This is a genomic window from Actinomyces sp. HMT897 (assembly GCF_016626125.1).
Classification (GTDB): Bacteria; Actinomycetota; Actinomycetes; order Actinomycetales; family Actinomycetaceae; genus Actinomyces.
Genome location: NZ_CP067336.1, coordinates 800,454 through 813,541, shown reverse-complemented (window position 1 = coordinate 813,541; position 13,088 = coordinate 800,454). Strand labels below are relative to the sequence as shown.

The following is a 13,088-nucleotide window of genomic DNA, read 5'->3' as shown; positions in this document are numbered from 1 at the left end:
GGCTCAGCGGGCCTGGGGGGCGTCCTCCTCGGCCCGCTCCAGCTCCGCGATCTCCTCACGGGTGCGCCGCTCCTCGGCCAGGATCTCGCTGAGCACGTCGCGCAGCTCGGAGCGCACGAAGTCACGGGTGGCGACGTCGTTCATGGCCAGGCGCAGGGAGGCGATCTCCCGGGTGAGGAACTCGGTGTCCTCCAGGTTGCGGTGGGCCCGCTGCCGGTCCTGCTCGGCCGTGACGCGGTCGCGGTCGTCCTGGCGGTTCTGCGCCAGCAGGATGAGCGGGGCCGAGTAGGAGGCCTGCGTGGAGAAGGCCAGGTTGAGCAGGATGAAGGGGTAGGCGTCCCAGGCGTACTTCCTGGCGTACTGCACCAGCACCACGTTCAGGACGATCCAGGTCACCACGAAGATCGTCATGTAGAGGATGAACTTCGGGGAGCCCATAAAACGGGCGGTGGCCTCGGCGAACCGGCCGAAGCCGTCGGACTGCTCGTTGGAGCGCTGCCAGAGCCAGCGGGGTCGTCGCGTGGTCTCCAGGGGGGTGTCAAGGGACTCAGCCATTTGCGCTCCTCTCAATCATCTCGTCGGTGACGGCCTCGTCAGCCTCGCGCCAGTCGTCGGGCATGAGGTGGTCCAGCACGTCGTCGACGCTTACCGCCCCCAGCAGGCGCCCGGCGTCGTCCAGCACCGCCAGGGCCGTGAGGTTGTAGGTGGCCAGGAGACGGGTGACCGTGCCAATGGAGTCCTCGGCATGGACCGTCCCCACGTCCCTGTCCAGGACGGAGCCGAGCATACGCTGGGGCCGCTCGCGCAGCGCGCGCTGGAGGTGCACGATGCCCAGGTACCTGCCGGTGGGGCTCTCCAGGGGCGGGCGCACCACGAAGGCCACCGCCGCCAGGGCCGGGGTGACCTCCGCCTTGCGCGCCTGGGCCAGGAAGGTGGCCACGGTGGCCTCGGGCGGCAGGATGACGGGCTCGGTGGTCATGAGGCCGCCGGCGGTGTACTCGTCGTAGGCCATGAGCCGACGCACGTCCTCGGCCTCCTCGGGCTCCATGAGGGCCAGGAGCTCGGCGGCCTTGGGGCTGGGCAGCTCGGAGACCAGGTCGGCGGCGTCGTCGGGCTGCATGGCGTCCAGGACGTCGGCGGCACGGGCCGACTCCAGGGCCGAGAGCATGGCCACCGCGTCCTCGTCACCGAGCTCCTCCAGGGCGTCGGCCAGGCGCTCGTCGGACAGCTCGGCGGCCACGTCCTGGCGGCGGGCCGGGGGCAGGTCGCGCAGGACGTCGGCCAGGTCGGCGGGCTTGAGGTCCTCCAGGGTGGCCAGCAGGGCCGTGGCCCCCTGCTGGTCCGCGCTGCCGGCCAGGCCGCTGACCTCCTCGGGGCGTACCGTGAAGGTCTCGCCGCGGCGCAGCCCGAAGGCGCCGGAGGAGGCGCGCTGGACGAACAGGCGGGTCACCTTCCAGTCCATGCCGCGGTCCCGCTCGATACCCACGTCACGCACGGTGACCTTGCCCGAGCCGTCCTTGAGGGTGACCACCCGGTCAAAGAGCTCGCCCACCACCAGGGTCTCCACGTGACGCTGCTCGAAACGGCGCATATTGAGCAGGCCGGTGGTGATGACGGCCCCCGGCTGCATCGCGGTCACCCGGGACAGGGGCAGGAAGACGCGACGCCGCCCGGCGACCTCGATAATGAGGCCCACCGCGCGCGCCTCGCCGCGCATCTGCAGGAGCACAATGACGTCGTGCACCTTACCGACCCGGTCCCCCAGGGGGTCGAAGACGGCGGTGCCGACGAGTCTGGCCACAAAGACCCTGTTCGTGCTGCGTGTCCGATTGCTCTCCACGGGGCAACCTTATGCGCCCTGGGCGTGATCCCGCGCCCCGGGGGCCGCCGGTGGCACCGTGCGTGCGAGCATGAGGGGCATGAGCCAGTCCAGCCCTGTCCCTCCGCAGCCCGGGATCTCCTTGCGTCCGGGGGCCGCCGTCCTGCCGCGTGGTGAGGAGATCGCCTCCTTCGCCACATACCCCGAGGCCCAGGCCGCCGTGGACTCCCTGAGCGACGACGGGTTCCCCGTCCAGGTCCTGGCCATTATCGGCACCGACCTGCGTCAGGTGGAGCGTATTACCGGCCGCATGAGCTGGGGCAGGGCCGTGCTGGCCGGGTCGTTGAGCGGGCTGTGGATCGGCATGTTCTTCGCGGCCGTCATGGTGCTGCTGGGCCCGGGCTCGCAGAACCGGGGGGTGACCTTCACCGGGGCGATGCTCCTGGGGGTCATCTGGGGGATCGGCTTCCAGGTGGTCGGCTACGCCATGAGCCGGGGGCGGCGCGACTTCACCAGCGTCAGCCAGGTCGTGGCCTCCCGCTACTCCATTATCGCCGGGCAGTACGCCGCCGAGGCGGCCCGGGCGCTGGCCCAGGCCCCGGGCAACCTCACTCCTGGCGGGGCGGCGGCGCAGCGTGCTGCCCAGCGGCGTGCCGCCCGCGAGGCGGCGGGTGCCGGGCCTACGGCCTTCGGCTCCCGGCCCGATGAGCAGCCCCGCTTCGGGGTGCGCCTGCCCGAGGGGGCGGACGTGAACCGGTACGCGGCCTCGCACGGGCCCGAGGGGCAGGTGGGGCAGGCGGCCGGGCCTGGCGGGGTGGCCGGCCGGGCTGAGGCGGCTGACGGTGGGGTGGCTGGGCCGGATGGTGCGGGCGCTGTGGCCGGGCCTGGCGGGGTGGCCAGCCGGAGGTCCAGCCGGGACCAGGTCGCTGACCGGGGGCCCTGGGGGGCCAGGGCCGGCGAGGTCGTCAGCCCCACGGCGGACCCCCACGGTGAGTCCGAGGGGCGGGACAAGCCTGAGAGGCAGGGCGAGGCGGCTGACGGTGGGGCGGCTGGGCAGGACGGGGGTGACCAGCCGGGCTGAGGCGGCCGGGCGAGGCAGCTGAGGCGGCCGGGCGAGGCGGTTGACCAGGACGCGGCCGGGCCGGGCAGGGACCGCGCACTGGGCTCGGTATCTGGCCAAGGTGAGGCGGCCAGGCAGGACGGGGGCGACCAGCTGGGCTGAGGCGGCCGGGCAGGATTCGGCTGGCCAGGACGTGGCCGCCAGCCGGGAGTTAGGACGCCGGTCAGGCGCCCGGCTGGGAGAAGGGTGCTGGCGGCGTCGGCCAATTGGTCCGGACTACCTCTTGAATGTATCGGTAAGTGACGATACCATCGTTCTATGACGATGATTCATGGCCTCCTCCCGGAGGACCGCAGCGACGACCTGGACGCCGTCGTCCGCGCCGGGGCCCTGGCCGCCGTCCTGCGGGCCCTGGCCGACCCGACCCGCCTGGCCATCCTGGCGCACCTGGAGGGCGGGGAGCACACGGTGACCCAGCTGCGCGAGCACCTCGGCCTGGCCCAGTCCACGGTCTCCCAGCACCTGGGCGTACTGCGGGACGCCGGCCTGGTCGCCACCCACAGCCACGGGCGGACCTCGGTCAGCCACCTGGCCCGCCCCCACCAGACCAGGGCCCTGCTGGACGCCGCCCGGGTGCTGCTGGAGACCCTGAGCCCCGGGGCCCAGGCCGGGTCGGCCGTTCCCACGGTGGGCCTGCACGCTGCCACCTGCCTGCCCCCGGCGTCCTCAGTGTCCCCGGCGTCTCCGGCGTCCTCGGCAGAGGGCCCGGACGCGCCGGTGCCCGCGACGGCGGCGCCCAGGGCGGTAACGCCCTCCGGGGCGGGAGCCGTGCTGTCCGTGACAGGGAACGAGGCCGCACAATGAGCGCCCACGACCACTCCCACGGGTCGCAGGACCTGACCGCCTCCCGCTCCCGCCTGGCCGTCGCGCTGGGGCTGACGGTCCTGGTCCTCGTGGCCGAGGTCGTCACCGCCCTGATCACCAACTCCCTGGCCCTGCTGGCTGACGCCGGGCACATGCTCACCGACGTCGCCGGCCTGGTCATGGCGCTCACCGCCGCCCACCTGGCCACCCGCCCGGCCACCGACCAGCGCACCTGGGGGCTGCTCCGGGCCGAGGTGATCGGCGCCGCCCTCCAGGCCGGGATGCTCGGCGTCGTCGGCCTGAGCGTGGGGGTGCGGGCCGTCCTGGACCTGTTCGACCCGCCCGACGTCGCCGGGGGCGGCATGCTCGTCATGGGCGTGGTCGGCCTGGTGGCCAACGTGGTCTCCCTGCTGGTCCTGGCCGGGGGGCGGGGCACCAGCCTCAATATGCGTGCCGCCTTCCTGGAGGTGACCAGCGACGCCCTGGGCAGCGTGGGTGTGATTGTGGCCGCGGTGGTGGTGTGGACCACTGGCTGGGAGCGGGCCGACGCCGTCGCCTCCCTGGTCATTGCCGCTCTCATTGTGCCGCGCGCGCTGGTGCTGCTGCGCTCGGCGGGGCGGGTCCTCATGGAGGAGTCCCCCGACGGGCTGGACGTGGCCGAGGTGCGCCGCCACATGCTGGCCCTGGACCACGTCGAGGCCGTCCACGACCTGCATGTCACCCAGGTCGCCTCCGGGCTGCCCGTGCTCACCGCCCACGTCGCCGTGCGTGACGAGTGCCTGCGTGACGGGCACGCCTCCGAGATCCTGCACGCCCTCCAGGAGTGCGTCGCCGAGCACTTCCCGGTGCGTATTGAGCACTCGACCTTCCAGATCGAGTCCACCAGGCACCGCGAGCACGAGCACCTGTGCGCCTAGAACCTGCCCGGGGCGCTTGGTAGGACGCTGGTAAGGATGCGGGGGTGCCCCGGGGTGCCCCGGGGTGCCGCCAGGGGTTGCCCCGGGGTGCCGCCAAGGGCGCGGGCAGGATGCTGGCAGAGGTGCGGGCCCGCCCCGGGGGTGCGGGCAGGGTGTGGGCAGGGCGCGGGCCTGCCCGGGGGTGCCTGGTGGCAGAGCATGACATGGTGATAATGACGGCAGTGCGGGCCCGCCCCGGGGGCGTTGGCTGCAAGAACTAGTGCGGTCTGGGACTGCCACGTGCCAGCGCTCCGGACAACCCCCCGTTCTCACGAGCAATAAGTACCGTTCTCACGGCAAACAAGTACCGTTCTCGCGACGAATAAGTACCGTTCTCGCGAGAGGAGGGGAGGAGAGGGGCGGGCGGGGAGGGTGGGCCTCTAGTTGGCGTGGGCGGCCTGCTTGTCGGCCCAGTGGGCCAGGTCGTCCCCCTGGACGGCCGCCGCCAGGAGCTCGGGGAAGGCGTCCGGCGTGCAGCCGAAGGCCGGGATCCCCATCTGGGCCAGGCGCTTGGCGACGTCGTGGTTGTAGAAGGGGGCGCCGTCGTCGCTCAGTGCCAGGAGCACCACCACCTGGGTGCCGCTGGCCTCCACCTGGGCCAGGCGCTCCAGCATGCGCTCCGGGTGGGCGTCATAGAGGTCGCTAATGAGGATGAGGACCGAGTCCGCGGGCCTGGTAATGGTCTGCTGGCAGTACTCCAGGGCGGGCGTGGTGTCCGTGCCCCCGCCGAGCTGGGTGCCGAAGATGACGTCCACCGGGTCCGTGAGCAGGGGCGTCAGGTCGATGACCGCCGTGTCGTAGGCCACCAGCGTGGTGCGCAGCGAGCGGATCGTGGACATGACGGCGGCCAGGATGGAGGCGTACACCACCGAGGTCGCCATGGAGCCGGACTGGTCCAGGCAGATGGTGAACTCCCGCTGGATGCCCCGGTGGCGTCGGCCGTACCCGATGATCCGCTCAGGGATGACCGTGCCCAGCTCCGGGACGTAGTTCTTCAGGTTCGCGGTGATCGTCCGGCCCCAGTTGATATCCGCCAGGGCGGGGCGGGAGGTGCGCGTGGCGCGGTCCAGGGCGCCGCGGACCGCCTGCTGCAGGTTGTCGGCGAGCCGCTCCTCCACCTGCCTGGCGACCTTGGCCACCACGGCCCGGGCGGTGGCTTTGGACTGCTCCGGGACCGCCTGCGACAGGCTGGCCAGGGTGGCCGCCAGGTGGATGTCCGGCTCCACCATCTCCAGGACCTCCGGCTCCAGCAGCATGGAGGTCAGGCCGAAGCGCTCCAGGGCGTCCACCTGCATGACCTGGACCACCCGGGTGGGGAAGTAGGTGCGGATGTCACCCAGCCAGCGGGCCACCCGCGGGGAGGACTCGCCCAGGCCGCCGCGGGCCCTACGGCCCTGGAGCGCGCTCCGCGCCTCCTCGTCGTACAGGGTCCTCAGGGCCTGGTCCATGCCCGCCTGCTGGCGGCTCAGCGGCGTGCGGCGGCCCTGGGCGTCCAGCCCCAGCACCAGCCGCCACCGCTGCTCGGCCCCGATGGGCTCGATCTCCTCCGGGCTCGCCCCTGCGGTGCCCCCGGGCGCCTGCCGGACGTCGTCGCTGCTGGTCATGAGGCTCCTCCCAGGATGGTGCTCACGGTCTTGAGGATCGGTCCGGCGTCAGCCAGGTCGTCCACGGTGTCCTGGGGCTCCTCGTCCTCACCCAGGGTGGCGACCTGCCTGGCCAGGTCCTGGAGCTGGGGGCCAGGCCACTGGCTGAAGGCCCTCCGCAGGGCCGGCAGGACGTCCACGAAGGCCCGGTCCCCGATGCGCCGTACCCACTGGTCCAGGATCCGCAGCAGCTGGGGGTCGTAGCTCAGCAGCAGGATCTCCCCGGAGAGGAAGCCCTCGATCCACTCGGCCTGCTCCGTGGGCTCGGTGCCCGGTGACAGGGCCCGTGCCAGGCGGGCGGCGGCGTCGGCGCGCTCCAGGTGACCGGCGTCCAGGAGCAGGCGGGTCAGACGTCCCGCCAGGATCCCCGGCAGGCAGTGCCCGCCCAGGGCGCGCAGGAGGGTCTCGCGCCACAGGTCCGCACACTGCTCGTCCAGCAGGCCGATGACCGCCTGGACCTCGTCGATCGCCGTCCTCAGGGAGCGGGCCACCTGCTGGTCCACGTTGGCCGCGGCGGCGGGGAGCCCGGCACAGGCGCGCACCAGGACGGCCCAGGTCACCGCCGCCAGGCTGGAGGCGTCGGTACCACGCACGTCCCCGTAGCGCTGGGCGCGGGCCAGCGCCGGCAGGGAGGTCAGCAGGTGGGTGATGTCGGACTCCCTGGCGGCCTGGTCGTCCAGGATCCGCAGCAGCTCGGGCATGACGCTTCTCAGGTCGGCGGCCAGCGCCTCCTCCACGGCCTGGGTGACCTGCGGCAGCGAGGTCGAGTCCGCCAGGAGGGCGTTGCCAGCGGCCTCGGCGACCGTGTTGCCGAACGCGGCCGCCTCAATGACCTCCACCGACAGCTCGGGCACCCACTCCAGGGACCACACCTCCTTGAAGGTGCCCTTGGAGGAGGCCTGCTGCTGGCTCGCCCAGTCCACGCCCAGGATGCCTATCCGGTACAGGAACCGGGACCGCTCCAGGTCCAGGGGCCTGCGCAGGTCCAGCGTGAGCTTCCTGGGCGAGGCGCTCAGGGGCAGGCGCAGGCTCCTGGCCCTGGAGCGCAGGTCCGCGTCCAGGGGCACCATGGGCACGCCCTCGGGCACCACCCCCAGGGCCTCGCCGACGAGGACCTCACGGGTAGCCAGGGCGGCCCGGGTGGCACTGCCCTCGCACATGACCGACAGGACCGCCTCCCCCAGTTCGTCGGAGCCGGGCAGGGGACGGCCGCGCATGGCCGCCAGGGCCTGGGCCAGGCGGGCGGCCTCGATAATGTGGGCCGAGGAGACCGGCAGGTCCTGGCGGCGCAGGGAGGCGGCCACCAGGGTCAACCAGCGGATGACGGGCTGGTCGGGGGCGGTGAACAGGTGGTGGTACCAGCCGGGGGAGGCCACCCCGGCGCCGTAGCCGGAGCTGGTGGCCAGGCGGCGGTGGGTCCAGGGCACCCAGGTGGTACGCGTTCTGACCTTGCGCATCCCCTTGAGCAGGGCGTTGTCCTCACTCACCTTGGGAGGCCTGCCGGCCAGGGCCGGGGCGTGCCAGGCACCGCAGACCACGGCGATACGCCGGTAGCCGGCCCGCCTGGCCGCCCGCAGGACCCGGCGCATGTGGGCCTCACGGCGCAGGGTGTACGGGTCGGACTCCGGGGCCGCCTGGCGCAGCAGGCCAATGGCCTCGGTCAGGGCGTCAAAGGGGTCCCCGGCCAGGCGCAGCTCGATGGTGTCCTCCCACCAGGCCTCCGGGTCCTCGTACCCGGCCAGGCGCGCCAGCTCGGCAATGGGGTCGGTCCTCACCTGGGGGGTGTCGGGGGGCTCAGGGCCGGGGTGCCCGTCGGCGGGGTGCTCGTCGGCTGGTGGCTCAGCTGGCGGCTCGTGGGCTGGCAGCCCGTCGGCCGGGGGCTCGGGGGTCGTGTCCGTGCCGCGGGCCTGCTGGCTGGCGGACCCACCCGGCTCCTCGGCGCCCTGCGCCCCGGCACCCGTGCCGGTCCCCCCGGTGGCCGCGGGCTCCCGGGGACCGCCCGGATCCCGGGGACCGCTCGGAGCCCGCTCCCCGGCTGCCGGGGCGGCACCGGGGCCAGGGGCGCGGTCCTCCTCCTGGTCCTGTCGCTCGTCCTGGTCCTGTCGCTCGGCCAGCTGCACGGCGGCCGGCAGGTCCATGAACTGGGCCCTCACCCCGTGGGCGACCGCCCAGGACAGGGCCTGCCACTCCGGGGAGAACACCGCCATGGGCCAGAAGGCCGAGTGGGACGGGGCGTCGGTCTGCCAGGCCAGCAGCGCCACCGGCGGCGTCATCTGCGGCCCCACCCACTCAATGAGGTCGTCGGCGTCCGCGGGCCCCTCCACGAGCACGCAGTCGGGCTGGTAGTCCTCCAGCGCCCCCACCAGGGCCCGGCTGGAACCCGGGCCGTGGTGGCGGATCCCCAGGACCCGCACCCTCGGAGCGTCCGGGGAGGGAGCCTGCGGCCGCTCAGACGCCACCAGCGAGGGCGCGCCCGAGGCCGTCATGCTGGCACCCGACGCCGTCGCGCTGGCGGCCGGCGCTGTCACGCCAGCAGCCGAGGCCGTCGCGCTGGCAGCTGGCGCTGTCACGCCACCGGGCGCCAGGGTGTCGCCGGTCACGCCGTCACCTCGCGGCAGGCCCGGTAGAAGTCATCCCAGTCGCGGCGCTCGCGCACCACGGTCTCCAGATACTCCGACCACACCACCCGGTCGGCCACCGGGTCGCTCACCACGGCGCCCAGGATCCCGGCGGCCACGTCCGCGGGGCGCAGGACGCCGTCGCCGAAGTGCGCGCTCATGGCCAGCCCGTTGGTGACCACGGAGATCGCCTCCGCCGTGGACAGGGTGCCCGACGGCGACTTCAGGCTGGTCAGGCCGTCCTCCGTCACCCCCTGGCGCAGCTCGCGGAAGACCGTGACCACCCGGCGGATCTCCTCCAGGGCGCCCTGGGCGGGCGGCAGCCGGAGGGACGTGCCCAGGTCCTCCACCCGGCGGGCCACGATCCGCACCTCCTCCTCGGCGGTGGCCGGCAGGGGCAGGACCACCGTGTTGAAGCGGCGGCGCAGCGCGGAGGACAGGTCGTTGACGCCGCGGTCGCGGTCGTTGGCGGTGGCAATGAGGTTGAAGCCGCCGCGGGCCTGGACCTCCGCGCCCAGCTCGGGCACGGGCAGCGTCTTCTCGCTGAGCACGGTGATGAGAGCGTCCTGGACGTCGGAGGGCATGCGGGTGAGCTCCTCGACGCGGGCGATGCGCCCCGAGCGCATGGCCTCCATGACCGGGGAGGGGACCAGGGCCTCCTGGGAGGGGCCCTGCGCCAGGAGCCGGGCGTAGTTCCAGCCGTAGCGCACGGCCTCCTCGGCGGTGCCGGCCGTGCCCTGCACCAGCAGGGTGGAGGTGCCGCAGACCGCGGCGGCCAGGTGCTCGCTGACCCAGGACTTGGCCGTGCCGGGCACCCCGAGCAGCAGCAGCGCCCGGTCGGTGGCCAAGGTGGCCACCGCGATCTCCATGAGGCGGCGGCTCCCCACGTACTTAGGGGTGATGACGGTGCCGTCCTCCAGGGTGCCGCCCATGAGGTAGGTCACCACCGCCCAGGGTGAGAGCCTCCAGTTTGCGGGTCGGGTGCGCTCGTCACAGCGCTCTAGGGCGGCGAGCTCGTCGGCGTAGCGCTGCTCGGCGTGGGGGCGCAGGAGCCCCGTGGTGTCGTCGGCGGTGTCTGCGGTGGTCACGATGCCTCCTGGTCGGTCCGGTCGGTCAGCTCGAGCAGCTCGCGGCGCAACTCGAGGGCGGTGATGACGGTCTGCGCGCGCAGGTCGCTCAGGGTGTCGGGCGGGGCGCCCCGAAGAATGTCGAGGACCTCGTCGAGGGCTTCGGGCGCGCAGCGCGCCGGCAGCACGCCCCACCACCGGGAGTCGGAGATGTACGAGCCCGGCCTGGTCACGGCGATCAGGGAGCGGGCGAAGATCCGGGACTGCTCCGCGGTGAGCTCGGACGGCCAGCTGAGGGTGCAGGTGACGACGGCGCTGTAGCGCTTGGCGGCGATGAGCCGGTGCAGGAGGGCCTCGCGGCGCGGCTCGTCGAGCAGGCCGAACAGGCCGGCGGGGGCGGGGGAAGAGTTGAGGTCCGCGAGGGCGGCGGCGAGCTCGCCGTCGCGCCAGGTGGTGGCGGCCCGGACCAGTGGGACGAGCAGTTCCACCTTCTGCCCGTCGCAGCGGGTCCGCGCCCTCGCCAGCTCGGCGGCGGAGATCCCCACGAGGTCCGGCCACCGCCAGGTGGGGATGCGGGCGATCACCTCCTCCAGGCGCGCCAGCGAGGCGGAGGTCCGGTGGGCCTTGGCGGGGTAGCGGTCGCGGGCCAGGGCGTCGGTCATCTCGATGTCGTGCAGCTCGACCGCCGGGGCCCGCAGGGCGCGCCGGGTGACGACGACGTGCCGCTCGGCCAGGGCCTCGGCGCGGGCGATGAGGGCGGAGGAGGGCAGGCGGCTCAGGAGCTCGGCGGCCCGGCCTCGCACGGCCTCGGCGCGGTCGTCCAGGCGCTCCTCCAGGATCTGCTCGTCGGCCGGGCCCAGCCCGATGGCCAGGGCGTCGAGGATCTGCTCGCGCTCGGGCGCCCTCGCCTTGAGCCAGGCGCCGTCGGCCAGGAGGGCGCGGGCGGCGTCGGGGTCGGTGCGGCGCAGGCGGGCGAGGTGATCGGCGCGCTCCTGGGCGTCGCCGTCCTCCCACCGGGCGGGGTCGGGCGGGGCGTCCCGCTGCGCGAATCGCCGGATGCGGGCGGCCCAGCGCTCGTCCAGGGCGAAGACGGCGCGGTCCCGCTCGTCCATGACCGCCACGACCTCCTCCCGGTCGTCGCCGCTCAGCGCGCTCGCCGCCCGGTTCAGGAGCATCGGCGGCAGGCGCAGGCCCCGGCGCCGCACGAGGCGCAGGACCCGCACGATGAGCTCGTCCTGCGGGTGGTCCAGGGCCATGATGCGGGTCAGGACGTCGGCCAGGCCGGGGTCGATGACCGGGGTCGGATGCGCGGGCAGGTTCAGGGCGGTCGCGGACGCGACGGGGATGGAGGTGCGAGCGGCCGCGGCGTGGGCGGCGGCCGCCTCGAGCACGCGCTCGGCGCCGTCGGCCCCGCTGAGCGTCGCGGCGACGGGGGCGCTGAGCGAGGCCGCCGCCAGTGGCCGGTTGCGCGCGCCGAGGGCGGCGGCGCGCACGACGTCGTCGAATCCGCTCACAGCGGCACCACCGTCCCCTCGGTCAGCAGGCTCAGGGGCCACAGGCCCTGCGGGCAGATCAGGCCCGCGACCACGACGTCGTCGCAGACGGCGCTCAGGGTCAGGCGCCGGTGGGCGCCGATCCGCAGCAGCGGCAGGGCGGCATCCCCCCGGTCCGGCCCCTGCCCGTCGCCGTTCTCCTTCCGCGGGCTCAGGGCCAGGTGCCCCTCGGCATCGGCGGCCAGGCGGCCGGCGACGAGGAGGGGCCGGACGTCCGCCCACGGGTCGGCGGCCAGGGCGTCGCGCCAGGCCTCGCGGGCGCCGGCGACGCTCAGCGCCCCGGGGTCCCAGCCGACGACCGGCTCGGCGGCGGGCTGCTCGGGCCGGGACAGCGCCCGCAGCCCGGGCCCGGGGTGGAAGTGCAGGCGGGCCCGGACCAGCGTGCCCGGGCTGAAGGTGGTGGGCAGCTCCTCCGCCTCGCGGGCGTAGGCGATGATGCGCCCCCAGCGTCCCGTGCTCGTGCCGCACAGCCAGAAGTCGCGGGCCGTGACGCGGCCCTCCTCGCGGTCGCGGGTGCCCATCACCGCCCACCGGTCCTCGACGCCGGGGGCGGCCAGGACCTCCTCGGAGGGGACGCTCAGGCCGATCTCACGGCGCGCGCAGGCCACCAGGTCGGCGGGCAGGTGCTCGCGCCCGGCCCAGGCGCGCACGAGCAGGTGGATGGTGCCCAGCTCGGAGGCCAGTGCGCGCAGCCAGTCGGGGCTCTCGTCGTCCAGGTCGGCGAGCTCGCCCAGGCGGGTGGCGATCCCGGGCGCCTGGGCGTCGACCATGCGGGCGGCCAGGCGGCGCAGGGCCGTGCTCCGGCTCTCGCTGGTCGTGACCAGGCCCTGGTCGATCTGGTCGAGGATCCAGCGGTCGAGGTTGGCCAGGCCGTCGGTGATGCGCTGCTCGCGGCGGGCGGCGCGGGCCCGGGCGGCCTTGGCGCGCTTGGCGGCGGTGGCCGGGTCGGCGTCGGGGGCGGTGCCGGCGGCGCGTGCAGCTTTGCGCTCGGCGCGCTTACGACGGGCCTGCGCCCAGTCGGCGGCGTAGTCGGACGGCTCGCCGGAGGGGACCTGCCCCTGCGACCACAGGTGCAGCAGGCCGATGGTGTGCTTGCAGGGGATCTTGCGGCTGGGGCAGGAGCAGGTGAAGGCCGGGCCCGTCAGGTCCACGCAGACCTTGTAGGGGTTCTTCCCCGAGCCCCTGGCGGCGCCCCACAGCAGGGTGCCGTCGGTCCCCGGCCTCGACCAGGTCCCCGGGGCGGCCAGCTTGAGCCCCGCCTTGGAGACCTGGGCGTCCGGCGCGAGCGCCGTGACCTGCTCAGCGCTCCAGGGGGCATCCGTCGGGGTGTTCATGGCTCGAGGCTACCGACCGGGTCCGACACGAAACAGGACCCTTAACGCGGGCGCGCCCGGCCTGCCCGGCCCTGATGTAGTCACGCCAGCCGGACTGCTCAGCCACGAGGGGCGCGCCCGGCCCTGGCGGCTGACCGCCGTCAGATCCTGCGTGCTCTGCCCCGGTCGGCCTAC

General features: G+C 74.2%; 10 protein-coding genes. 3 read left to right on the top strand and 7 right to left on the bottom strand.

The genetic code is table 11. The annotated features are described in order from the left end of the window. Positions 1 to 3: 3 nt before the first annotated feature. Entirely contained in the window at positions 4 to 555 is a 552-nt protein-coding gene (locus JJJ15_RS03305) for a DUF1003 domain-containing protein (RefSeq protein ID WP_200511445.1), read from the bottom strand. Next, complete coding sequence (locus JJJ15_RS03300; protein ID WP_200511444.1) at positions 548 to 1,840, bottom strand: CBS domain-containing protein; 1,293 nt, start codon at positions 1,838 to 1,840, stop codon at positions 548 to 550. Before JJJ15_RS03300 ends, JJJ15_RS03305 begins: the two co-directional genes overlap by 8 nt. 79 nt (positions 1,841 to 1,919) lie before the next feature. Here JJJ15_RS03300 and JJJ15_RS03295 point away from each other — a divergent pair, with 79 nt between their 5' ends. The 3 genes from JJJ15_RS03295 to JJJ15_RS03285 all read left to right on the top strand — a co-directional run bounded on the left by JJJ15_RS03295 (position 1,920) and on the right by JJJ15_RS03285 (position 4,660). After that, the gene (locus JJJ15_RS03295; RefSeq protein WP_200511443.1) at positions 1,920 to 2,900 is read left to right on the top strand and encodes a general stress protein; all 981 of its coding nucleotides are present in this window, start codon (positions 1,920 to 1,922) and stop codon (positions 2,898 to 2,900) included. Between the two features lie 297 nt (positions 2,901 to 3,197). Beyond that, complete coding sequence (locus tag JJJ15_RS03290; RefSeq protein ID WP_200511442.1) at positions 3,198 to 3,743, top strand: metalloregulator ArsR/SmtB family transcription factor; 546 nt, start codon at positions 3,198 to 3,200, stop codon at positions 3,741 to 3,743. Further along, a complete protein-coding gene (locus JJJ15_RS03285) occupies positions 3,740 to 4,660 on the top strand; it encodes a cation diffusion facilitator family transporter (RefSeq protein WP_200511441.1) in 921 nt (306 codons plus the stop codon). The genes JJJ15_RS03290 and JJJ15_RS03285 overlap by 4 nt, the downstream gene beginning before the upstream one ends. Before the next feature lie 419 nt (positions 4,661 to 5,079). On the opposite strand, the gene JJJ15_RS03280 is transcribed toward JJJ15_RS03285, so the two are convergent. Genes JJJ15_RS03280 through JJJ15_RS03260 form a run of 5 tightly spaced genes read right to left on the bottom strand, consistent with a single transcriptional unit; the run spans position 5,080 to position 12,914 of the window. Beyond that, entirely contained in the window at positions 5,080 to 6,303 is a 1,224-nt protein-coding gene (locus tag JJJ15_RS03280; RefSeq protein WP_200511440.1) for a VWA domain-containing protein, read from the bottom strand. Next, positions 6,300 to 8,942, bottom strand: coding sequence for a DUF5682 family protein (locus tag JJJ15_RS03275; protein WP_246742133.1), 2,643 nt, complete (start codon positions 8,940 to 8,942; stop codon positions 6,300 to 6,302). The genes JJJ15_RS03280 and JJJ15_RS03275 overlap by 4 nt, the downstream gene beginning before the upstream one ends. After that, a complete protein-coding gene (locus tag JJJ15_RS03270; protein WP_106109459.1) occupies positions 8,939 to 10,048 on the bottom strand; it encodes an AAA family ATPase in 1,110 nt (369 codons plus the stop codon). The genes JJJ15_RS03275 and JJJ15_RS03270 overlap by 4 nt, the downstream gene beginning before the upstream one ends. Further along, on the bottom strand, positions 10,045 to 11,541 hold the full coding sequence (locus JJJ15_RS03265; RefSeq protein WP_200511439.1) for a DUF5691 domain-containing protein: 1,497 nt from the start codon (positions 11,539 to 11,541) through the stop codon (positions 10,045 to 10,047). The genes JJJ15_RS03270 and JJJ15_RS03265 overlap by 4 nt, the downstream gene beginning before the upstream one ends. Continuing rightward, entirely contained in the window at positions 11,538 to 12,914 is a 1,377-nt protein-coding gene (locus JJJ15_RS03260) for an SWIM zinc finger family protein (protein ID WP_200511438.1), read from the bottom strand. The genes JJJ15_RS03265 and JJJ15_RS03260 overlap by 4 nt, the downstream gene beginning before the upstream one ends. Between the last annotated feature and the right edge of the window lie 174 nt (positions 12,915 to 13,088).

What these genes read in the sequence shown, in the direction of transcription:
- JJJ15_RS03305 (WP_200511445.1), bottom strand. Translation starts at nt 555, where the DNA reads ATGGCTGAGTCCCTTGACACCCCCCTGGAGACCACGCGACGACCCCGC.
- JJJ15_RS03295 (WP_200511443.1), top strand. Translation starts at nt 1,920, where the DNA reads ATGAGCCAGTCCAGCCCTGTCCCTCCGCAGCCCGGGATCTCCTTGCGT.
- JJJ15_RS03290 (WP_200511442.1), top strand. Translation starts at nt 3,198, where the DNA reads ATGACGATGATTCATGGCCTCCTCCCGGAGGACCGCAGCGACGACCTG.
- JJJ15_RS03285 (WP_200511441.1), top strand. Translation starts at nt 3,740, where the DNA reads ATGAGCGCCCACGACCACTCCCACGGGTCGCAGGACCTGACCGCCTCC.
- JJJ15_RS03280 (WP_200511440.1), bottom strand. Translation starts at nt 6,303, where the DNA reads ATGACCAGCAGCGACGACGTCCGGCAGGCGCCCGGGGGCACCGCAGGG.
- JJJ15_RS03260 (WP_200511438.1), bottom strand. Translation starts at nt 12,914, where the DNA reads ATGAACACCCCGACGGATGCCCCCTGGAGCGCTGAGCAGGTCACGGCG.